Genomic DNA, 20,890 nt, shown 5'->3' on the forward strand with positions numbered 1-20,890 from the left:
TGACTACTCGTTCATGAGGTCGTCGGCGAGGCGGCGTGCTGCTTCGGTCTCGATGGGGCCGTGTGGTTCGATCTCCTCGCCGGCGAGACGCGCGGCCATCAGCCGGATCATCGCGACCTTGATCATCGCCTCTGCGTGCGCGGTCTTGCGCTCGTAGTCCCGTGCCAACCGTCTGCACCGCCCCAGCCAGGAGAATGTCCGCTCCACCACCCACCTGCGGGGCAGCACCTGGAAGCCTTTCACATCCGCGTTCCGGGGTACCGCGACGATCTCCAGGCCCTCGTGTTCCGCTGCCCAGCCGACCAGGCCGGCGTCGATCACATTGACGTAGCCGCCATCGACCCAGACCAGCCCGACCTGCGGAAACAGCTCACGAACACCCGCCAGGACCAGCTTCGCACCCGCCCGGTCCTGGACCGAGGCCGAGTGCACGACGGCCCGCAGCACCAGTCCGCAGGTGTCCACGAGCAGGTGCCGCTTGCGACCCCGGACACGCTTGCCCGCGTCGTAGCCGATCGCCTGCCCGCCCTGGTGACTGCGGGCCGACTGGGAGTCCAGCACCGCCGCCGAGGGCTGCGGATCCCGGCCGTCGGCCACTCGGACCCGATCGCGCAGCGCGTCGTGGACCCGGTCCCACGTGCCGTCCGCCGTCCAGGCGCGGAACCACCGGTAGGCAGCGTCCCACGGGGCCAGATCGTGCGGCACCAGCCGCCAGGCACATCCGCTGACCAGCACGTACAACACGGTGTCCACGATCAGCCGCCGCGGGAACTTCAGCGGACGGCCACCCCGTCGCGGATCCCGCTCCGGCAGCAGCGGCTCGATCACCGCCCACTGAGCATCCGTCAACGACGAGTCATACGAAGGCTTACACGAACAGACACACGTGCCGGTGATCTTCATGGGCCTCCAGAGCGCGAAGACCACCGGCACCGCATCACACCAAGCAGTCGATCAATTACCCAACACTTTCTCAGGCGAGGGGGACCCCGGCCTGGGCCTTGATGGTGGCCACGGCCTGACACGGGCGTCCGGGTCGGTCACCTGGTCCTGGTTGGCTTCCGGATCCCAGGCTTCTCCCGCGTTCTCGAATTCCCTTTTACCCATTGTTACCCACTCCCGCCTGTTGAGTACCGGGACGGCACCGGGCCGCCCCCGCACCATCGTCGGCGGACGACGAGCGAGGCACTACCATGTTTCCCGTTCCCGCAAGAAGTCGTCGCGGATGCCCTCGACCAAGCTCCGCATGCCGTCACCGGACAGCGCCACCCGTTCGAACCCGGCGAATTTATCGACGTAGAGCCCTACGTCCCGGGGGTCCGTGACGACCACTTCGGCATGGACCGTTTCCACGGTGACCACGCGATCGTCGCGGATGACGAACGCGTGGTTCGCGATGTCGTTCTGCGGGATTTCCAGCGGGACCACACGGATGTCGACATGGGCGAGGCGTGAAACGAAAAGGAGGCGGTCGAGCTGCGCCGCCATCATCTGCGGCGGGACGATGCGCCATCGCAGGACCGGTTCCGTGACGATGAACCGCAGCGACTTTCCCTCGCCGTAGAGGACTGTTTGCCGTTCAAGTCTGCCGTTGATCGTGCGGGTGAGGGCGTCGTCGCTCAGACGGTGCCGCCGAAGGACTGCCCGGATGTACTCCGGCGTCTGGAGCAACCCCGGCACCAAGGCCGGTTGGAACAACCGGAGCGAGGACATCTGGGCCTCGTGCGCCTTGACGGCCAGCTGTCCCTTGTGGACACCCATGCGCTTCAGAAGACGCCATGCCGTCGCTTCCGTCGCCGACGCCCGGGCCGCCTCCGAGTACTCCGCCTTGACCTCGTCCGAGACACCGATCGCGGACAGGATGCGCTCCACATCCGTCGCGCCGACGGCCAGCTTCCCGTTCTCGATCTTGGACAGCTTGGACGGAGACATGAGGGCGCTGCGGGCCACCGCTTTGGCTTCCTTGCCGGATGCCACACGCAGTGCCCGCAGCGCGGACCCGAGATGCGCCCCGTTCACGCCCCGTACGTGGCCCACCAGTCGGTGAACGGCTCCGCTCGGGCGAGCGCCATGTCCCGGTACCGGACGAATTCCCGGGTGCGTTCCGCCGGCTGGACCTCCGAACCGAGGTACGTGCCAGTTCCGTCGTAGCTCATGACGACGGCCGAATCGGCGTCGAAGAGCCAGAAGTCGGGAACGCCGTCCAGGGGGTTCGGTCCGTCGGTCGTGTCCAGGATGAAGAACTCCTCACCGCCGGACATGTTCTTCCGGTAGCCCCAACCCAGCTCGAACCGGAGGTAGTCGGTGAGTGGGCGTGAGAGTACGTGGACCCGGTAGACCCGTTTTCCTCTTTCGGTGTGCGAACGAAGTTCTTCGACCCAGTCCGCGTTGTAGTCGAGCGGCTGCGGGTCTCCGGCGAGAAAGGAGCGATAGGCTCCGCTGTTCCCGGAGTTGCTGTAGTCGTCAAGGGTTTCGAGGCGGAACGCCTCACGCTCGAACGTGTCGAAGAGGTCGCCGAGGTTCCTAGATGAGGTTGTCACGGACGGCCTTCCGGATCAGTTCCACCGGGATCTCGACAAGCGCCTCGTGAGCGGGAATCCGAAGCCCGTGATCGGTGGGCGTCCCGCCCTGCACCAGAAGGGTGCCTCGATCCGTGGCGTAGATCGTCGGGCACTCCTTGATGTCGCACGTGCTGACCAGCTTGGTGACCTTCATGGTCCAGGTTCCCTTCCACCCGCTGCCGTCAGTACCCCGTGTCCGGCTCGATGCTCCCGAGGGCGCGGCACGCCGGTCAAGCGATCTCGGTTGACGTAACGGGAAACCGGGCACGGGCCGACGCGGGGCTCGTGACCGAAACCGAGGCATCGCGTCGTCGGCCAACAGGCCGGCCAGCACAGCAGGGGTTCCTTCGGCCGACCCACAGGCATGTTCGAGAGAAGACCAATCGGTTGTCGCCAACAGATCCCGCGGGTCCGGCAGCAGACCGTCAACGTCCGTGATCTGCACGTACTCGTCCACGACCGTCGTGCCCGGCTCCCGCATCCTTCGGCCGATCCCCGGCCCTTCTTCGCGTCCCTGTAGCATGCCCCACGCCCCGCCCCGACGCGAAGCCGGATGTCATCGACGTTTTTACGGAGCAGCCTCATGATCCGCGTAGACACCGACGACCCGGAACTCGAAAGCCAGCTGGACTCCCGCGTCACCTATCGCGGCGAGTACTTCACCGGCGAGGTGACCGAGATGAACGGCGACGTCATGGTGGCCCTGACGACCTACCGGGACGGGTTCGAGGACGGGCCGAGTGTGGAGTGGTTTCCGGGGGGCGGGAAGTTGAGTGAGGGGGTGGTCCGGAAGGGGATTCCGGTGGGGCCTTGGCGGATGTGGCACGTGAACGGGGAGTTGGCCGAGGAGAAGGTGTTCGACGAGGCGGGCACGGGGTGTGTCGTGCGGATCCGGCGGTGGTCCGAGCGGGGGGATCCGCTTCCGCAGCGGAGTTCGCAGGGGTGATCACACTCAAGCTCACGGGCATCTCCAGCGAGGACGAAAACGCGTCGCCGGGCGGACCGCGACCATCGCCATGGGCCCCGCCGCCGACGGTGTCCGGCGGCGGGGCGATCGCACTTACGGCAGCTGGTCCAGGAACCAGGTGGCCAGTTCCTCGGTGACCAGGGTGTGCGTTTCGCTCTGCGAGGCGAATTTGACGGCGTGGAAGGGCCCCTCCTCCAGTTCATCATCGCTGATCGGGGTGTAGAGGTCGTCGTGGGTGTCCGGCTGCCGTAGGGCGGCGGCGCTGACGGCGGGGACGAAGCAGTGTTCGCGGATGGGGTTGCTGACGCGGAGGCCCAGCAGGCCCGGGAGGTCGTTCAGTTTGTCGGCGAGGAGGCCGAAGCCGGGGAGGGTGCCGCCGGGGGCGCCGTCGATGTCGGGCAGGCCGTTGGTGTGGACCTCGCGGTTGGGTTTGGTCAGGACGCGGAGGTTGGCGACGAGTTGGCTTTCGCCCTCGGACTGGGTGCGCAGTTTCGTACCGGAGATGTTGGCCCCTTCTCCGACTGAGGGCGTCGGCTCCGGGGCGGATGCCGTTGCCGACACCGGTGTCCGGGCCGTTGGCGAGGGCGATCAGTCGCGTTTGCCTCGCCCGGGGCCAGTTGCTGACTTCCTCCAGCGCGCGCAGGAACGCGAGGCGCCGCTCGCTGGTGGCGGCCTTGTCCTCCCAGTTCGCGATGTGCTGCGAGAGGAGTTCCTGGGCGGCCGGGCTGTTGATCTGGTTCGAGAAGCCCGCGTTGAGCTTCTTGATGTAGTGCGCGAACGCCTGGAGGGCGATGGGGATCCAGGCGCCGGTGTGCGGGCTGTCCCAGGAGTAGTAGAGCTGCGTCTGGTGGTCGATGCCGACCGTCTCCAGTTTGGCGAGGGCGTACCGGGTGACCAGGCCGCCCATGCTGAAGCCGCCGACGGTCAGCGGGTGGTCGCCGGTACGGCGGTCGATCACCTCGATGACGGCCGCCATCGCCGTCTCGGCGTTCTCCAGGATCGACGCGCTGCGCTCGCGGTAGCCGACCAGGACGACGTCGCGGCCCCGGCGGCGGATCTCGCTCAGGAGCGGAAACGGGCCGTACTCCAGGAGTTCCCAGGTGAGGTTGAGGTCGGTGGGACCGACGCTGAAGCCGTCCGCGATCAGGACGGGGCGGGTGAGGTGGGTGTTGCCCTCGCCGTGGTAGATCCGGGCGATGCCGCTGGGGAGGTCCCAGACCTCGTCGGGCTCGGGCGCGGTGCGCTCGGTCGTGCGTGGACCGGGCGCCAGGATGATCGGGGGACCGGACTCGAAGGCTTCGGCGACCTGCTCTTCGGTGATGCTCACGGCATTCCCTCCTGGACGTGGGGGCGGTGCCCCCCCACGCGAATCGGACGCCGGGGCGGTGTGGCGTCGCGTCCATCCCCGGCAAGACAATGCCGTCATCCTGCTGTCCGTAATCATCCAGGAGCGGAACGTAACGGCTACGCGTGCCGTGATGCGTCGGATCACGTGACCGCGGGGGCCGGCCCGGCGTGTCGGACGGTGTCTCGACACACCTCCTGCCAACGCTGCGACGTTGTCGGACACACTCCCCGCCAAGGATTTCAAGGATCTCCCCGGCACAGAAATGCTGAACACAGAGAATCGTGAACGAAGTTGCCTGATGACCGTATTCAGCTTCGGCGCCGAGCCGTTGGGGTGAATGCGCGTTCCGGGGGGCGGCCGTCGGGGAGTTGGGGAGGAAGCCGCCTGGTACACCGACGTGCAGGTCATCCAGCCCCCCCCAGCTACACCCACTGGTCGGTGTCGCCCGCCCTTCAGATCCTCGCCGACCGAGTCCGCCCGCACATCACGCAGCATTGGGCGAACTGGGTCGTGGACGACCTCGAAAGCCGACTGCGGAGTGGCGGCGGTGGGCCGCCGGACAGCGGAGACGGGCCCCCCGGATCAGTCGGAGGCGTCCCTCTCCAGCCGCTTCGCCGCCATGCGCGCCAGCGACTTCGCCCGCTCCACGAAGATCGGGTCAAGGTTCTTCTCGTCCAGCGGCGGCGGATACAGCACCGTGTCGACGAACTCCGGAAGCTCGTCCCGCAGAGCCACCAGAATCTTGTGCCGCACCTCGGGAGGAAGATGTTCGACAAAGATGTAGCCGGACACCTTTTGGGCCCGCATCTTCTCCCGGAGGGCGCCGTCCTCGATCCGCTGGAGAATGGACTCGGCGATAGGCTCGAACAGGCCACGTGTCGCGAACCAGTCGAAGTCGTTCGGCGTTTCGTCATTGGTGAGCGCAATGAGCTTTGTCATGCCGCTGCTTCCGTCTTCGTGGAAGGGCCTGCCATGGGGACCCTACGGCAGGCGATGGGCGGAAGCCGTACGAATTTCGGAGGGCACCGGTGCGGGCGTCCGTGCGCCCGCCTGTGGTGCGGATCCGGCGGTGGTCCGCCCGCGCTGGCCTCTGCCTCGGGCCGCCGCTGACCGGACTCCTCGGCCCGGCATGGCAGCGGGACGAAGCGGGCGCCGCGCTGTCCCTGACGGGTGCCCGCTCGATGAGATCCGCATCGGTACGGGCCGGCATGGCAATGCCGCGTTCTTCCGACTACGCCGAGGAGTAACGACCCGGTCAACACAGGCGAGTTGAGCGCTGACCCACGCACTGTCTCGGTCGTCTTCTAGGGTCGTCCGTATGACGATCGACACTGGCGTCGCCGGCTCGCTCTTCGAATCGCTCCGGGCGGACGCCCTCACCGGTCCGGACCAGTTGCGTGAGCTCTACCCGCCGCCGGGCCCGAGCGCGCTTCGCAAGGAGATCGACCGCCTGACGGAGGAGACCCGGGCGCTGATCGGCTGTTCGTCGCTGGTGTTCATCGGCAGTGCGGACGCCGAGGGCCGGGCGGATGTGACGCCGCGTGGCGGCCCGGCGGGGTTCGTCTCGGTGCTCGACGAGCGGACCGTGGTCATCCCCGACGCGACGGGCAACAAGCGGCTCGACACGATGCAGAACGTGTTGCAGTCCGGACGTGTCGGACTGCTCTTCCTCATTCCCGGCCGCCCGACCACGCTGCGCGTCAATGGCCGTGCCTGCGTCTCGGCGCGCCCGGAGCTGCTCGCCCAACTCACACCCGTGGGGAAGCCGCCGGTCACGGCGATCGTGGTGCAGGTGGAGCAGGTCTATCCACACTGCCCGAAGTCGCTGATGCGCGCCAACGCCTGGCAACCGGAGCGGTGGGTGCCTGCTGAGGCCCAGCCGACCAGCGCCGAGGTGACGTTGGCTCAGCTGAACATGCCGGGCTTGACCACCGACCAGATCGAGGAGGCCGAACGGGAGTCGCTGCGCCTGCGTTACGAGTGATCGCCGCCCTGTCTTCGCGGCCTGGGCCACGGCCGCCGCCAGGGTGTTGTTGTGCAGGACGTGGGCGAAGCCGGGTGCCGCGGGCTTGTCGGGAACGTCGAAGGAGGCGCTGGAGGCCAGGGGCTCAGCCGGAGTTGCGGGGGTCGGCGGTGCGTTCCGCGGTCAGGAGCGCGTATCCGACGATCTTGGTAACGTCGGCTTCACACAGGGACTCCATAAGGCGTACGAAGGTTCCCCGCCCCAGGACGCGGGCGAACTCCGCCGAATCCCCTTTCAGGGTTTCGGTCAGGCGGGCCATCGAGTGCCGGGCGTGACGGGAGAGGTCGGTGCTCTCCGTGAGCCGGAGCCCGGCGGAGGCCAGCAGATCCTCATATCCCGCCAGGGTGGGTGGGGAATGCATCCGGAACGCGGCGCACATGCTGTCCATGACGGGGTTGCTCGGTCCTGTGCCGGTCCCGTGCAGGAATCCGTCGGCGATCACGAGTCGGCCCCCGGGGCGCAGGCCCCGGGCGATCTCGCCCAACGCCTTCGCGCGGTCCGGCATATGGCTCATCGACTCGATGGCCCACACCGCGTCGAAGGACGCCGTGGCGTACGGCAGTGCCATGGCGTCCGCGTGGTCGAAACGCACTCGTCGTGCCAGGCCCGCGCGCCGACTGCGCTCGTTGGCGCCGTCGGTTTCGCGCCGGCTGATGGAGATGCCGACGACCTCCACGCCACGGGCCCGGGCCAGGCGCAGCGCCGGGGTGCCGGTGCCGCAGCCGACATCCAGCACGCGCTGTCCGGGATTTACCCGGATGCGCTCGATCACCTGGTCCGTCATGCGTTCGGCGGCTGCGGCCAGCGACCCGTTCCCGAAGTCGTCCCAGTAGCCGAAATGGAGATTCGCATCGTACGATTTGGCCAGCAGTTCTGAGGCCGTGTCATAAAGCCGCTCGACCGGACGCTCGTGGTCCTCGGAACGTCGGACCATGTCGCCCTCCTTCGATGGGAGGCGGAGCAAGCAATACCTGCCACGATAGGCGCCTGGAGCGAATGCGGCGAGTGCGGACACGGCACCTCGCCTTTTCCCGCGTGGAGCCCTTTACGTCCGGATCAACAGATCGGCAGCCGCACCCTTGCCCACACCGTCTTGCCGGTCGGGCAGGGGCGCCAGCCCCACTTTTCGGCGTTGGCGGCTACGAGGAGGAGGCCGCGGCCGGATTCGGCGTCGTCGTCGGGGTACGTCTCGCGGGGGTGGGCGGTGCTGGGGTCGGAGACGTCGCCGAGGTAGTGCAGCCGGACCTCGAACAGCCGCCCCCGGGCGCGGGCGTGGCGGATCGCGTTGGTGGCCAGTTCGCTGACGACCAGGACGACCGCCTCGGCGTCCTCCCTCCGGCAGCCCCAGCCGCGGAGCGCGTCGCGGGCTTCACGACGGGCCCGGCCGGCCGAATGCGGCAGCGGCGTGAACCACATCCGCCACTCGTAGAGGTGCTGGCTTCCCGAATCCATGGGACCACTGTCGGACCCCGCCGCTAGCCTTGGGAAGTGACGGAGCGCTGATCGTCCGCTACTCGCGGTTGTGCTCGAACGGCGCTTGGGACCACTTGAGGGGGTGTCCGAAATGACCCGGGCCGACAACGAGGAAACGGCGTCGCCGACCATGCAGTACCTCGCCGCGATGACCCGAACACTACGACAACAGGCCGGACTCTCGCAGGAGGACCTCGGCAAGCGCATCAACTACACGGGCTCGGCGATCAGCGCCATCGAGACCTGCAAGAGCGCGCCCAGCGAGAAGGCTCTCGCCGGGCTGGACGAAGTTCTGACCGGCGGCACCGGCGTCCTGAAGCTCGCTGGCAAGTACCTCGTGCTGGACCGGTACCCGGCGCAGTTCAAGGACGCGGCGAAGCTGGAGATGTCCGCGCTGAGCCTGTCGACGTACGAAGTGCTGGTGGTCGAGGGCCTTTTGCAGACGGAGGAGTACGCGCGAGCGCTCATCTCCTGCGGCTATCCGCCGCTGCCCGACGAGCGCGTCGAGGAACTGGTCGAAGCACGCATGGCTCGCAAGGCGCTGTTCGACCGCGATCCGGTCGCATTGCTCAACTTCGTGATGGACGAGTCCGTGCTGCGGCGGACGATCGGCAGCGCGGAGATCATGAAGCGGCAGCTTCTCCACCTCGCCGAGTGCTCGAAGCGGCGCAACGTAACGATTCAGGTGATGCCGCTGGGACGCGGCGCCCGAGGCGAACACGCGGGCCTTGGAGGCGCTATGAGGCTCATCGAGACCCCGGACCACGAGCACCTGGTCTACATCGAGTCGCAGCGCCAGAGCATCCTGGTACGCAAGCCGGAAACGGTAACCGAGCTCTTCCAGCGGTATGCGATGATCCAAGCGCAGTGCCTGAGCCCGGACGAATCCCTGGCCCTCATCGAGCAGTTGGCGGGAGAACTATGAGCGACAGCTTGCAGTGGTTCAAGTCCAGCTACAGCGACGACAGCGGTGGCGCGTGCGTCGAGGTCGCCTACGACTGGCGCAAGTCCTCCTACAGCGACTCCGACGGCGGCCAGTGCGTCGAGGTCGCCATACACCCCCACACCATCCACGTCCGCGACTCCAAGGACCCCGACGGCCCCGCCCTCGCGTTCCCGGCAAGCGCATGGGCCGCGTTCGTGGAGTTCGCCGCCGCGCAGGCGTAACGCAGTTGGCGGGAGAACTATGAGCGACAGCTTGCAGTGGTTCAAGTCCAGCTACAGCGACTCCAGCGGCGGCAACTGCATCGAAGTCGCCTACGACTGGCGCAAGTCCTCCTACAGCGACTCCAGCGGTGGCGACTGCGTCGAGGTCGCCATACACCCCCACACCGTCCACGTCCGCGACTCCAAGGACCCCGACGGCCCCGCGCTCGCCTTCCCGGCGAGCGCCTGGGCCGCGTTCGTGGAGTTCGCCGCCGCGCAGGCGTAACGCGGCGGTCGGGGTCAGAGCCGCTGGAGGATCGTCCCGGTCGCCAGTGCGCCGCCGGCGCACATGGTGATCAGGGCGAACTCCTTGTCGGTGCGTTCGAGTTCGTGCAACGCCGTGGTGATCAGGCGGGCGCCGGTGGCGCCGACGGGGTGGCCGAGGGCGATGGCGCCGCCGTTGACGTTGACCTTGCCGAGGTCGGCGTCGAAGACCTGGGCCCAGCTCAGGACGACGGAGGCGAAGGCCTCGTTGATCTCGACGAGGTCGATGTCGCGTAAGGACATGCCCGCCTTGCCGAGGACGGCCCGGGTGGCGTCGATCGGGCCGTCGAGGTGGTAGTGGGGGTCGGTGCCGACGAGCGCCTGGGCGACGATGCGGGCGCGTGGGCGGAGTTTGAGGGCGCGGGCGGCCTTGCGGGAGGCCCAGAGCACGGCGGCGGCGCCGTCGGAGATCTGGGAGGAGTTCCCGGCGGTGTGGACGGCCAGGGGCATGACGGGTTTGAGGCCCGCGAGCGCTTCGGCGCTGGTGTCGCGCAGGCCCTCGTCCCGGTCGACCAGGCGCCACATGCCCTGTCCGGCGAGTTGTTCGTCCTCGGTGGTGGGCACCTGGACGGGGTAGGTCTCGCGCTTGAAGCGTTCCTCGGCCCAGGCGCGTTGGGCGCGTTGCTGGGAGATCAGTCCGAGGTCGTCCACGCGTTCGCGGGTCAGGCCGCGGCGGCGGGCGATGCGTTCGGCGGCCTCGAACTGGTTGGGCAGGTCGACGTTCCACTCGTCGGGGAACGGCTTGCCGGGGCCGTGTTTGGAGGCGCTGCCGAGCGGTACGCGGGACATCGCCTCGACGCCGCAGCCGATGCCGATGTCGATCACCCCGGCGGAGACGAGGTTGGCGACCAGGTGGTTGGCCTGCTGGGAGGATCCGCACTGGCAGTCCACCGTGGTGGCCGCGGTCTCGTAGGGCAGCCCCATGGCGAGCCAGGCGGTGCGGGCCGGGTTCATGGACTGCTCCCCGGCGTGGGTGACGGTGCCGCCGACGATCTGCTCGACGCAGTCGGGCTGGATGCCGGTGCGGGCCAGCAGTTCGCGGTAGGTCTCGCCCAGCAGGTAGGCGGGGTGGAGGTTGGCGAGCGCGCCGCCGCGCTTGCCGATGGGGGTGCGTACGGCCTCGACGATGACGGGTTCAGCGGCCATGAATCTCGTCCTCTCCTCGGCTGCCGGCGTCCCGGCGCCCGCAGCCCACGGGAAGAACTAGTACGCGTTCTAGTTCTCCGGCAGTTGTATTACCCGCGGTACGGTCGCGCAAGGGGCCCGGTTCGGACACCGGGGCGAGGCCGGGCAAGGCGACACGCCGTAGGGTGGAGGGGATCGCGGCGTGACCCTTGCCACCCGGGGCGGGGCAAACTACCTTCGGCAAGAATCTGATGGCTCGTCAGTTATGGCGCCGGTCCGCCCTGGAGGCCGCGATGTCCTGCCCCGCCATGCCCGACGGCGTCCCGCCCGCGGGCTTCGACTTCACCGACCCGGACGTCTACGCCACCCGGGTCCCGCTGCCGGAGCTGGCCGCGCTGCGCGCCACCGCGCCGGTGTGGTGGAACGCCCAGCCGCACGGGGTGGCCGGTTTCGGCGACGACGGCTACTGGGTGGTGACCCGGCACGCGGACGTCAAGGAGGTCTCCACCCGGCCGGAGGTGTTCTCCTCGGCGGCCAACACCGCGATCATCCGCTTCCACGAGGCGATGACCCGCGAGCAGATCGACGTCCAGCGGCTGATCATGCTCAACATGGACCCGCCGGAGCACACCCGGGTCCGCCAGATCGTGCAGCGCGGCTTCAGCCCACGGGCCATCCGGAGCCTGAACGACGCGCTGCGCGAGCGGGCCGCGCGCATCGTGGCCGACGCCCGGCGGACCGGCAGCGGCGACTTCGTCACCGACATCGCCGTCGAGCTGCCGCTCCAGGCGATCGCCGAACTCATCGGGGTCCCCCAGGAGGACCGGGCCCGCATCTTCGACTGGTCCAACAAGATGGTGGGGTACGACGACCCGGAGCTGGCCATCACCGAGGAGATCGGTGCACAATCCGCCGCCGAACTGATTTCATACGCCATGAACCTGGCGGCGGCGCGTAAGGAGTGTCCCGCCAAGGACATCGTCAGCACCCTGGTCGCCGCCGCCGACGAAGGCAATCTGGGCGCCGACGAATTCGGTTTCTTCGTGCTGCTGCTGGCGGTGGCCGGGAACGAGACGACCCGCAACGCGATAACCCACGGCATGCACGCCTTCCTCACCCACCCGGAACAGTGGGAGCTGTTCAAGCGGACGCGTCCGGCCACCACGGCCGACGAGATCGTGCGCTGGGCGACGCCGGTGGTCTCGTTCCAGCGCACCGCCACCCGCGACACCGAACTGGGCGGGGCGCGCATCGCGAAGGGGCAGCGGGTGGGCGTCTTCTACTCCTCCGCCAACCACGATCCGGAGGTCTTCGACCGCCCCGAGGTCTTCGACATCACCCGCGACCCCAACCCCCACCTGGGCTTCGGCGGCGGCGGACCCCACTTCTGCCTCGGCGCCAGCCTCGCCCGGCTGGAGATCGACCTGATCTTCGGCGCCCTCGCCGACACCGTCCCGGGCATCCGGCAGGTAGGCGAACCACGTCGGCTGCGCTCCTCCTGGCTCAACGGGATCAAGGAGATGCGGGTGACGTATGAGTGAAATGCCCGATGTAGGATCGTGACAAAGATCACCGGAAACCCTCTTCCACCACGCCCGTCCGCTCCCGCGTTTCCCGAGTTCACAGCGGCATTCACAACTTTTCTCCGGCGACCTCCGGAGAAAAACGCCCAGGCATGATCCCTGTCTATCGTCGGTAGCTGTCCTTCCGAAACCCGGAAACCCGAGACAGGAAGCAGGCACCGAGCGTGACCACGCATCCCGATACGTTGAAGGCCGAAACCCGATGGCCGCCGAACCGGGGCGTGGGGGGAACCGCGGACCGGGCCCGCCCGGTCACCGTGGTGGATCAGAAGATGGTCAAGCGGGCGGTCACCGCCGCCGCGCTCGGCAACGCCATGGAGTGGTTCGACTTCGGCGTCTACAGCTACATCGCGGTCACCCTCGGCGAGGTCTTCTTCCCGTCCGGGAACCCCACCGCCCAGCTGCTCTCCACCTTCGGCGCCTTCGCCGCCGCCTTCCTCGTCCGCCCCGTCGGCGGCATGGTCTTCGGCCCGCTGGGCGACCGCATCGGACGGCAGAAGGTGCTCGCCATCACCATGATCATGATGGCGGTCGGCACCTTCGCGATCGGCCTGATCCCCTCGTACGCGGCGATCGGGGTGGGCGCCCCGCTGCTGCTGCTCGCCGCCCGGCTCGTGCAGGGCTTCTCCACCGGCGGTGAGTACGGCGGCGCCTCGACGTTCATCGCCGAGTACGCGCCCGACAAGCGCCGCGGATTCCTCGGCTCCTGGCTGGAGTTCGGCACCCTGGTCGGCTACGTGGCCGGCGCGAGCATCGTCGCCGTGCTGACCGCCGTGCTCAGCCATGACGCGCTGCTGGCCTGGGGCTGGCGCATCCCGTTCCTGGTGGCCGGTCCGCTCGGCCTGATCGGCCTGTACCTGCGGCTGAAGCTGGAGGAGACCCCGGCGTTCGCGCGCCTGGAGCAGGAGGCCCGGGCCAAGCAGGTCGAGCAGTCCGCGAAGAAGTCGCTGCGCGAGATCCTGCTCGGCCAGTGGCGCGCGATGCTGCTGTGCGTGGCGCTGGTGCTGGTCTTCAACGTCACCGACTACATGCTGCTGTCGTACATGCCCAGCTACCTCACCGGCCAGCTGCACTACGGGGCCACGCACGGGCTGATCGTGGTGCTGGTGGTGATGGTCGTGATGATGGCCGTCCAGCCGCTCGCCGGCCGGCTGTCGGACCGCTTCGGCCGCCGCCCGGTGATCGGCGCCGGCTGCGCCGGTTTCCTGCTGCTGTCGATCCCGGCGCTGCTGCTGATCCGCCAGGGCAGCCTGGCCGGGGTGTACGCCGGTATGGCCGCGCTCGGGCTGCTGCTGGTCTGCTTCACCGGTGCGATGCCCTCGACGCTGCCCGCGCTCTTCCCGACGCGGATCCGCTACGGTGCGCTGTCGGTCGGGTTCAACATCTCCGTCTCGCTCTTCGGCGGCACCACGCCGCTGGTGGTCACCGCGCTGATCAGCGCCACCGGCAACCTGCTGATGCCCGCGTACTACATGATGGCCGCGGCCGTGGTGGGCGGCGTCGCCGTCCTGCTGATGTCCGAGACCGCCGGCCGCCCGCTGAAGGGCTCTCCCCCGGCCGTCGCCACCGAGGCCGAGGCGCGCGAGCTGGCCGCCACCCCGCAAGCCGCCTGAGCACACCGGGCGGTACGGGCGCACGTCCCCGTACCGCCCACGCACCGTCCCGCGTCGTCACAGCCGGGACAGGCGCAGCAGGAGGTCGCGGTATTCGGCCAGGGCGTGGCGGAGGTCGTCGGGGCCCACGGTGGTGGAGGCGGAGCCGCCTTCGCCGCGCCAGTGCTGGCGCAGCGCGTGGCGGCGGTCGGTGAGGGCGTCGGTGAACCAGCCGCACGCCTCGGCCAGCAGGGTGTCGAGTTCCTGGACGGCACGCCTGGGGTGGTCGGCGAAGTCGTCCAGGGCCTGCCGGGTGCGGCGTTCGGTCTCCGCCGCGCGCACCTCGTCCAGCACCCGCCGGGGGCCGGAACCGGAATCCGGGGCGGCGTGCCCGTCGTGCTCGTTCATCGCCGGCTCCTCACCGTTGCGCTGGGTTCCTCCGCGGCGGAGCCGCCACGCCCGGACAGGTTGCCCGATTGAGCGGAACCAAACGCGGATGTGCCCCCAAGGGGTGACTGCTGGTAGCGTCCCGTGGGCCGTTAGCGTCCCCCACAGCCGGCTCACATCGAATCGGAGTGCCGAGGCCCATGGGCACCGCCATGCCTGTTCACGACAGCCCACCGCTGCCGCCCGTCGCCGTCACCGCCGCGACCCCGTCCGCCGCCGCCCCCACCGGCCCCGGACGCCGACCACGGCTGTACGTCCTGGACGGCCTGCGTCTGCTGGCCGCCCTGTACGTGGTGGCGTACCACTACACCGCGTTCGCCGAGCACGACCCGCATCCGTGGGGCCGCCCGGTGCACGAGGTGTTCCCGGTCTTCAACCGGTTCAGCTCCTACGGCTTCCTCGGGGTCCAGCTCTTCTTCCTCATCAGCGGCTTCGTCATCTGCATGACCGCCTGGGGGCGCACCCCCAAGGACTTCCTGATATCCCGGGTGACCCGGCTGTTCCCGGCGTACTGGTTCGCCATCGCGGCCACCACCGTCTTCGTGCTGCTGGCCGGCGGCCACTGGCTGCGCTACGGGCGCGGCATCGACCAGTTCCTCACCAACCTGACGATGCTTCAGGACCCGTTGAAGGTCTCCGACGTCGACGGGGTGTACTGGACGCTCTGGTGCGAACTCGTCTTCTACCTGCTCTTCCTGGTCGTGGTGCGGGCCGGGCTCAGCTACCAGCGGGTCGTCTCGTTCTGCGGGATCTGGCTGGTGGCCGGGGTGATCTCCACCGGCAGCGGTGACTCGATCGTCAGGACGCTCACCATGCCCGGCCAGGCCCCGTACTTCGCCGGGGGCGTCGCCATCTACCTGATGCACCGCTACGGCCCCGACCTGTTGCTGGCCGGCCTCACCGGGCTGTGCTGGCTGCTCAGCCTGCACCAGCTCGCCACGCAGCTCCCGGAGGTGAGCGGACACGTCGGCCACCACCTCCAGTTCGGCTACGCCGCCGCCTTCGTCACCGCCTGCTACGCCGTGCTGATCGCCGCCGCGCTGGGCCGGCTCGACTGGATCCGCTGGCGCGGGCTGACCACCCTGGGCGCCCTGACCTACCCGCTCTACCTGCTCCACGAGGACATCGGCTGGGGCGTCATCCTCCACCTGCACGACACCGTCCCGGCCTGGGCCCTGGTCGGCGGGGTGACCGCGTTCTTCCTGTACGCGGCGTGGCTGGTGCACCGGTACGTGGAACGCCCGCTCGCCCGCTACCTCAAGCGGGGCCTGAGCAAGCCGCGTCCGGCGCGGTGACCGGCGGGCCGTGGCCGCCGCCTTCCGCTCAGGTGGTGGCCGCGGCCCGCCTCGGCGGTGCCTGCCGGGGCATCGGGCGGTCGGAGTCGTCACCGCACAGCTGACCGCTCAACTCCCGCAGCAGACCGTGCAGATCGTCCCGGGCCCGCTTGGGATCCCACCAGTCGCCGAGGAGTTCGGCCAGGACGCTGGTGCGCACGTCCACCAGCCGGCCGGCCACCTCGCGTCCGGCGTCGGTGAGCACCAGCACCAGCCCCTCCCGGCGCACCAGATGGGCGATCTCCAGCTCGGCCGACGCCTGGTAGACCACCTCCGGCGGTACGTCGGTGCGTTCCCCCAGCAGTTGCGGCGCGGCCGACCCGTACCGGTTGATGCGCAGCAGCAGCCAGCTCGCCGCCGGATGCAGGTCGAGCCCGGCCAGCTCGGTGATCCGCCGGTAGAGCCCGCGCCGCCCCTCCCGGGTGCCCAGCCACGACAGCGCCCGGGCCACCTCGTCCCGCGAGGAGCGCTCAACCGGGTTGGAGGCGTACGTCTCGCTGACGTCCGGCGCCGTCACCGAGGCCCGCAGCGGCTGCTCGCGCAGGAACCAGGCGAGCGCGAACGCCACCGCCGCCACCGGCATCGCGTACAGGAAGACATCGGTGATCGCCACCGCGTACGAGTGCAGCACCGCACCGCGCACCGCCGGCGGCAGCGCGGCCACCGTGTGCGGATCGGACTGCAACGCCTGCGGGGTGAGCCCCGGCGGCAGCGCACGCCCCGCCAGCGCGCCGGTCAGCTGGGTGCGCAGCTCGCTGGAGAACACGGTGCCGAAGATGGCCACGCCGAACGAGGCGCCGATGGACCGGAAGAACGTCGCCCCCGAGGTGGCCACCCCCAGGTCCGCGTACCCCACCGCGTTCTGCACCACGAGCACCAGCACCTGCATCACCAGGCCGAGCCCGAAACCGAAGACGAAGAACGCGGCGCTCATCGTCCACGTCCCGGTGAACTCGTCCAGGGTGTGCAGGAAGTACAGCCCGCCGATGGTGATGCCGGTGCCCAGCACCGGGAAGACCTTGTAGCGCCCGGTGCGGCTGACGATCTGCCCGGACCCGGTGGACGAGATCAGCATGCCGAGCACCATCGGCAGCATGTGCACCCCGGACAGGGTGGGCGAGATGCCGTGCACCACCTGGAGGAAGGTCGGCAGGTACGTCATCGCGCCGAACATCGCGAAGCCGACGATGAAACCGATCACCGAGCACAGGGTGAAGGCACGCAGCCGGAACAGCCGCAGTGGCAGCACGGGTTCCGCCGCCCGGCGTTCGATCGCCACGAAGAGCGCCAGCAGGACGACACCGGCCACCGCGAGCACGACGATCTGCCACGACGCCCACGGCCAGGTGGTGCCGCCCAGCGAGGCCACCAGCACCAGGCAGGTGGCCACCGCCGCGATGGCCGCGGTGCCCGCGTAGTCGATGGTGTGCTTGGTGCGGTGGACGGGGATGTGCAGCACCGCCGCGATCACGCCGAGCGCGACCACCCCGATCGGCAGGTTGATGTAGAACACCCAGCGCCACGACAGGTGGTCCACGAAGAGCCCGCCGAGCAGCGGCCCCAGCACGCTGCTGGCGCCGAACACCGCGCCGAAGAGCCCCTGGTAGCGCCCCCGGTCCCGGGGCGGCACGATGTCGCCGACGATCGCCATCGACAACACCATCAACCCGCCGCCGCCCAGCCCCTGAAGGGCCCGGAAGACGATCAACTCGCCCATGTTCTGCGCGATCCCGCACAGCGCGGAGCCGATCAGGAAGATGACGATGGCGGTCTGGAAGAGCCGCTTGCGCCCGTACTGGTCGCCCAGCTTCCCCCACAGCGGCGTGGCCGCCGTCGACGCCAGCAGGTACGCCGTGACCACCCAGGACAGATGGTTGAGCCCGCCGAGGTCGCTGACGATGGTCGGCAGCGCGGTGGAGACGATCGTCTGGTCGAGCGCGGCCAGCAGCATCCCCATGAGCAGGGCGCTCATGGCCACGAGTACGATCCGGCGCGGGGTGTCGCCGGGGACGTCGCCGGGGACGTTGCCGGGGCCGGACGGCTCGGCGGTTCCGGCGCCGGTCGGTGGACGCCCGGCGGGGACCCCGGAGGCCGGGCGGTCCGGGTGGTCGGGGACGGAACCGCCCGGGCTGCCGGGGGCGGTCCCTTCGGGCCTGATCGCGTCGTCGCGCGCCATCGCGGCTCCTCGGTCGAGGATCAGCGGTTCGCCGGGGTGGCCGTTGGCCATCGCGGGATGACCGTTCACGTCATCTAGTCGTATGTGCCCAGGTTTGCCCCATTCAGTCAGCCCGATGGCCGTCTGGCAGGATCGAGGGCGTGGCGACGGAATTCGGACCCCGGGGACTCCAGCTCGTCCTGCTCCGCCGGATGGCCGACCACCGGCCGGAGCTGGTCGAGGAGGCGCTCCGCGAGCTGGGCGCCTCCCGTTCCGAGATGCGCGAGGCCAACCGGCATTGGCAGGCGACGCTGCGCGCCCGCACCTTCCCGCGCGGCGAGGCCCGCCACCGGCTCCTGCTGGGCGCCCCCGAATCGGTCGCCGAACGCCGGATCGGCGATGTGACCTGCCGGGCGCTGCGCTGGCCGGTGCCGCTCTGGCCCGGTCTGCGCTTCGAGGTGATGTCCGGCCCCGGCGGACGGGTGTGGAACGAGTGGCTGGTACGCGCCCCGGGGGCCACCCCGCCCGCCCCGCGCGAGGTGGCCGACCTGCGGCCCTGGTCGTACGTGGTCGACGAGGTGGCCCGCGCCTTCCCCGCCGCCCGCCCGCTCGAAGGCGACGCCCCCACCCGCTGGCGCCTGGCCTTCGCCGACCCCGGCACCGGGGAACGCCACGTGGCCCACTTCACCTACGGGCTCCTCCAGACGGTGGAGCCGCAGGTCGGAGGGGTCGGCTAGGTCCGCCGGACGGCTTGCGGCCAGGGGGGCGGTTGGCGTGGGCGCCACTCGTTTTGTATCGTTGAGGAACAAAGTGGCTCCGCCCGTTTCCCCTGACCGGCGGGCGGGGCCACTGCTCTTCCCCCCGCGTCCGTCGAGCTTCAGGAGTGGCAGCATGACGCGCAGGTCGCAGACCCTGGGTGTGTTCAAGGCCGCGCTGCTGGACATGGACGGCACGCTGGTGAACTCCGACGCCGTGGTGGAACGCTGCTGGCGCCGCTGGGCCGACGAGCACGGGCTCGACCCGGCCGAGGTGCTCAAGGTCGTCCACGGCCGCCAGGGGTACGCGACCATGGCCGTGCTGCTGCCGGAGCGGCCGATGGCCGAGAACCACGCCGACAACGCGCGCATGCTCGCCGAGGAGACCGCCGACGTGGACGGGGTCGTCCCGGTCCCCGGCGCCCCCGAGTTCCTCGCCGCCCTGGCCGGCCTCCCGCACGCCCTGGTGACCTCCGCGGACGAGGCCCTGGCCCGGGCCCGGATGGACGCCGCCGCGCTCCCGATGCCGGAGGTTCGCGTGACGGCGGAATCCGTCAGCGCGAGCAAGCCGGATCCCGAGGGGTTCTTGAAGGGGGCGGCGGAACTGGGGTTCGCCCCCGAGGAATGCGTCGTCTTCGAAGACTCCGAGGCCGGCATCTCCGCCGGCCTCGCGGCCGGCATGACCGTCATCGGCGTCGGCCCCCGCGCCGCCGCCCTCTCCCCCACGGCCCACGTCCCCACCCTCGAACAGGTCGCCGTCTCCCCGGCGGCCGAGGGTGGGTTCACCCTCGCTCTCCTCTCCTGACGGTTCGCTCGCGCTGGCGGCCAGCCATTACGTCCTCGGGGTGGGCCCGGTCCCCCGTCACGTCGTGGCTGACGTCACAGATGTTTCCCCCCGCCCACCCGTGGCTGTGTTCGTACAGTGCGGGGTGCGCACTGTCTGCCTTGGGTCCGGGGGCCCTCCGGGGTGACTCCTCGCTCCACGTTTCGTTGTCGGCTCTCCCCCGCCCCGCCGGGTCGCTGCGGGGACACCCCTGCACGCCCCCGTTCCGCATCGTTCCGCGCTGCGGCACGGGGTGGGTAAGAAAGGAGATCGGGGGCACCCCAACCTTCTCCTTACCCTTCCTCCGCGAAGAGAGGCACCCGCGTGACGGCGGGAGGGGGAGGCCGGGGTGGTCGGGTGGGGGTATCGCTCCCTCCCACGCCAGGTGGTGACGCGCCTACCGTCGACGCCATGACCAGTTACCCCGACACGGCGGATCTCGCGCCGGAAACACACCGGGCTTCCGCCCTCCGTCCGCTCGCCGGGACGGTCGCCCTCGTCACGGGAGCCAGCAGCGGGATCGGCGAGGGCACGGCGCTCGCGCTGGCGGCTCTCGGCGCGAGCGTGACGGTCGCGGCCCGCCGGACCGGCCGTCTCGACGCGCTCGTCGAGACGATCGAAGGCACCGGTGGTCGCGCCCTGGCCGTGACCGCCGACATCACCGACGAACGGCAGGCCGACGCGACCGTCGCGCGGGCCGTCGAGACCTTCGGCCGTCTCGATGTCGTCGTGGCCAACGCGGGCGTCATGCTCCTGGGGCCGCTCGCGGGCGCCGACACGACTGAATGGCGCCGGATGATCGAACTGAACACACTCGGCCTCATGTACACCGCCCACGCCGCCGTCCCGCACCTGCTCGACTCGGCGGCCCACGGTCCGCGTCAGGTCGCCGATCTCGTGCTGGTCAGCAGCACCGCGGGCCGCCAGGTCCGCGACGGCAGCGGTGCCTACAACGCGAGCAAGTACGCCGTGACCGCCTTCGGTGAGGCCCTCCGCAGGGAACTCACACGGCGCCACGTACGCACCTCACTCGTCGAACCCGGCGCCGTGGAAACAGAACTGCCCGAGCACAACCGCCCCGAGATCCAGCAGCGGATGCGCGAGCGGTACTCCACGATGGAACGCCTGACCCCCGCGGACGTGGCGGACGCCATCGCCTTCGTCGTCACCCGGCCCCGCCACACCGCGGTCAACGAAATCCTGATCAGACCCACCGAGCAGCAGGACTGACCCG

The 20,890-nt window shown here is 69.7% G+C and carries 22 protein-coding genes; 11 read left to right on the top strand and 11 right to left on the bottom strand.

All coding sequences use genetic code 11. The features are described 5' to 3' along the window. Positions 1 to 3: 3 nt before the first annotated feature. The 4 genes from SCATT_RS06615 to SCATT_RS06630 all read right to left on the bottom strand — a co-directional run bounded on the left by SCATT_RS06615 (position 4) and on the right by SCATT_RS06630 (position 2,715). Positions 4 to 903: an IS5 family transposase gene (locus SCATT_RS06615; RefSeq protein WP_203232773.1), complete on the bottom strand. Its 900-nt coding sequence runs from the start codon at positions 901 to 903 to the stop codon at positions 4 to 6. Positions 904 to 1,188: 285 nt separating this feature from the next. Continuing rightward, on the bottom strand, positions 1,189 to 2,019 hold the full coding sequence (locus SCATT_RS06620; RefSeq protein ID WP_014142187.1) for a helix-turn-helix domain-containing protein: 831 nt from the start codon (positions 2,017 to 2,019) through the stop codon (positions 1,189 to 1,191). Beyond that, positions 2,016 to 2,540, bottom strand: a complete 525-nt coding sequence (locus tag SCATT_RS06625; RefSeq protein ID WP_014142188.1) for a DUF6879 family protein — start codon at positions 2,538 to 2,540, stop codon at positions 2,016 to 2,018. The genes SCATT_RS06620 and SCATT_RS06625 overlap by 4 nt, the downstream gene beginning before the upstream one ends. Then, positions 2,524 to 2,715, bottom strand: coding sequence for a hypothetical protein (locus tag SCATT_RS06630; protein ID WP_014142189.1), 192 nt, complete (start codon positions 2,713 to 2,715; stop codon positions 2,524 to 2,526). The genes SCATT_RS06625 and SCATT_RS06630 overlap by 17 nt, the downstream gene beginning before the upstream one ends. A gap of 399 nt (positions 2,716 to 3,114) precedes the next feature. Here SCATT_RS06630 and SCATT_RS06635 point away from each other — a divergent pair, with 399 nt between their 5' ends. Next, the gene (locus tag SCATT_RS06635; protein ID WP_231905043.1) at positions 3,115 to 3,507 is read left to right on the top strand and encodes a toxin-antitoxin system YwqK family antitoxin; all 393 of its coding nucleotides are present in this window, start codon (positions 3,115 to 3,117) and stop codon (positions 3,505 to 3,507) included. Positions 3,508 to 3,621: 114 nt separating this feature from the next. On the opposite strand, the gene SCATT_RS38900 is transcribed toward SCATT_RS06635, so the two are convergent. Together SCATT_RS38900 and SCATT_RS06645 are read right to left on the bottom strand one after the other, a co-directional pair. Then, positions 3,622 to 4,089 (bottom strand): hypothetical protein, encoded by a 468-nt coding sequence (locus SCATT_RS38900; RefSeq protein ID WP_014142191.1) that lies wholly within the window; start codon positions 4,087 to 4,089, stop codon positions 3,622 to 3,624. Positions 4,090 to 5,458: 1,369 nt separating this feature from the next. Further along, positions 5,459 to 5,815: a hypothetical protein gene (locus SCATT_RS06645; RefSeq protein WP_014142194.1), complete on the bottom strand. Its 357-nt coding sequence runs from the start codon at positions 5,813 to 5,815 to the stop codon at positions 5,459 to 5,461. A gap of 379 nt (positions 5,816 to 6,194) precedes the next feature. On the opposite strand from SCATT_RS06645, the gene SCATT_RS06650 reads away from it, so the two are divergent. Beyond that, complete coding sequence (locus tag SCATT_RS06650) at positions 6,195 to 6,860, top strand: MSMEG_1061 family FMN-dependent PPOX-type flavoprotein (protein ID WP_014142195.1); 666 nt, start codon at positions 6,195 to 6,197, stop codon at positions 6,858 to 6,860. 124 nt (positions 6,861 to 6,984) lie between these two features. Here SCATT_RS06650 and SCATT_RS06655 read toward each other — a convergent pair whose 3' ends face one another. Together SCATT_RS06655 and SCATT_RS06660 are read right to left on the bottom strand one after the other, a co-directional pair. Continuing rightward, positions 6,985 to 7,833 (bottom strand): class I SAM-dependent methyltransferase, encoded by an 849-nt coding sequence (locus SCATT_RS06655; protein ID WP_014627611.1) that lies wholly within the window; start codon positions 7,831 to 7,833, stop codon positions 6,985 to 6,987. 122 nt (positions 7,834 to 7,955) lie between these two features. After that, positions 7,956 to 8,351 (bottom strand): ATP-binding protein, encoded by a 396-nt coding sequence (locus SCATT_RS06660; protein WP_014142197.1) that lies wholly within the window; start codon positions 8,349 to 8,351, stop codon positions 7,956 to 7,958. Positions 8,352 to 8,463: 112 nt separating this feature from the next. On the opposite strand from SCATT_RS06660, the gene SCATT_RS06665 reads away from it, so the two are divergent. The 3 genes from SCATT_RS06665 to SCATT_RS06675 are packed head-to-tail and all read left to right on the top strand — an operon-like array spanning position 8,464 to position 9,804. Beyond that, complete coding sequence (locus tag SCATT_RS06665; RefSeq protein ID WP_014142198.1) at positions 8,464 to 9,297, top strand: helix-turn-helix domain-containing protein; 834 nt, start codon at positions 8,464 to 8,466, stop codon at positions 9,295 to 9,297. Next, positions 9,294 to 9,539: a DUF397 domain-containing protein gene (locus SCATT_RS06670; protein ID WP_014142199.1), complete on the top strand. Its 246-nt coding sequence runs from the start codon at positions 9,294 to 9,296 to the stop codon at positions 9,537 to 9,539. The genes SCATT_RS06665 and SCATT_RS06670 overlap by 4 nt, the downstream gene beginning before the upstream one ends. A 19-nt stretch (positions 9,540 to 9,558) precedes the next feature. Beyond that, positions 9,559 to 9,804, top strand: a complete 246-nt coding sequence (locus tag SCATT_RS06675; RefSeq protein WP_014142200.1) for a DUF397 domain-containing protein — start codon at positions 9,559 to 9,561, stop codon at positions 9,802 to 9,804. Positions 9,805 to 9,818: 14 nt separating this feature from the next. Here the strand turns inward: SCATT_RS06675 and SCATT_RS06680 are convergent, their stop codons facing one another. Continuing rightward, on the bottom strand, positions 9,819 to 10,988 hold the full coding sequence (locus tag SCATT_RS06680) for a steroid 3-ketoacyl-CoA thiolase (protein WP_014142201.1): 1,170 nt from the start codon (positions 10,986 to 10,988) through the stop codon (positions 9,819 to 9,821). 272 nt (positions 10,989 to 11,260) lie between these two features. Here SCATT_RS06680 and SCATT_RS06685 point away from each other — a divergent pair, with 272 nt between their 5' ends. Together SCATT_RS06685 and proP are read left to right on the top strand one after the other, a co-directional pair. Beyond that, positions 11,261 to 12,508 (top strand): cytochrome P450, encoded by a 1,248-nt coding sequence (locus SCATT_RS06685; protein ID WP_014142202.1) that lies wholly within the window; start codon positions 11,261 to 11,263, stop codon positions 12,506 to 12,508. A gap of 314 nt (positions 12,509 to 12,822) precedes the next feature. Further along, positions 12,823 to 14,163 (top strand): glycine betaine/L-proline transporter ProP, encoded by a 1,341-nt coding sequence (gene proP / locus SCATT_RS06690; RefSeq protein WP_231905209.1) that lies wholly within the window; start codon positions 12,823 to 12,825, stop codon positions 14,161 to 14,163. Positions 14,164 to 14,220: 57 nt separating this feature from the next. Here proP and SCATT_RS06695 read toward each other — a convergent pair whose 3' ends face one another. Next, on the bottom strand, positions 14,221 to 14,550 hold the full coding sequence (locus tag SCATT_RS06695) for a hypothetical protein (RefSeq protein WP_014142204.1): 330 nt from the start codon (positions 14,548 to 14,550) through the stop codon (positions 14,221 to 14,223). Positions 14,551 to 14,741: 191 nt separating this feature from the next. Between SCATT_RS06695 and SCATT_RS06700 the strand changes: the two genes are divergently transcribed. Next, positions 14,742 to 15,884: an acyltransferase family protein gene (locus tag SCATT_RS06700; protein ID WP_231905044.1), complete on the top strand. Its 1,143-nt coding sequence runs from the start codon at positions 14,742 to 14,744 to the stop codon at positions 15,882 to 15,884. 28 nt (positions 15,885 to 15,912) lie between these two features. Here the strand turns inward: SCATT_RS06700 and SCATT_RS06705 are convergent, their stop codons facing one another. Then, positions 15,913 to 18,099, bottom strand: coding sequence for an MFS transporter (locus tag SCATT_RS06705; protein WP_456114974.1), 2,187 nt, complete (start codon positions 18,097 to 18,099; stop codon positions 15,913 to 15,915). 140 nt (positions 18,100 to 18,239) lie between these two features. Between SCATT_RS06705 and SCATT_RS06710 the strand changes: the two genes are divergently transcribed. From SCATT_RS06710 to SCATT_RS06720, 3 genes are all read left to right on the top strand, one after another. Further along, positions 18,240 to 18,815 (top strand): hypothetical protein, encoded by a 576-nt coding sequence (locus SCATT_RS06710; RefSeq protein WP_014142207.1) that lies wholly within the window; start codon positions 18,240 to 18,242, stop codon positions 18,813 to 18,815. A 154-nt stretch (positions 18,816 to 18,969) separates the two neighbouring features. Then, positions 18,970 to 19,638 (top strand): HAD-IA family hydrolase, encoded by a 669-nt coding sequence (locus tag SCATT_RS06715; RefSeq protein WP_014142208.1) that lies wholly within the window; start codon positions 18,970 to 18,972, stop codon positions 19,636 to 19,638. A gap of 429 nt (positions 19,639 to 20,067) precedes the next feature. After that, entirely contained in the window at positions 20,068 to 20,886 is an 819-nt protein-coding gene (locus tag SCATT_RS06720) for an SDR family NAD(P)-dependent oxidoreductase (protein ID WP_014142210.1), read from the top strand. The last annotated feature ends 4 nt before the right edge of the window (positions 20,887 to 20,890 follow it).

This window comes from Streptantibioticus cattleyicolor NRRL 8057 = DSM 46488 (assembly GCF_000240165.1).
In the GTDB taxonomy this organism is placed as follows: Bacteria; Actinomycetota; Actinomycetes; order Streptomycetales; family Streptomycetaceae; genus Streptantibioticus; species Streptantibioticus cattleyicolor.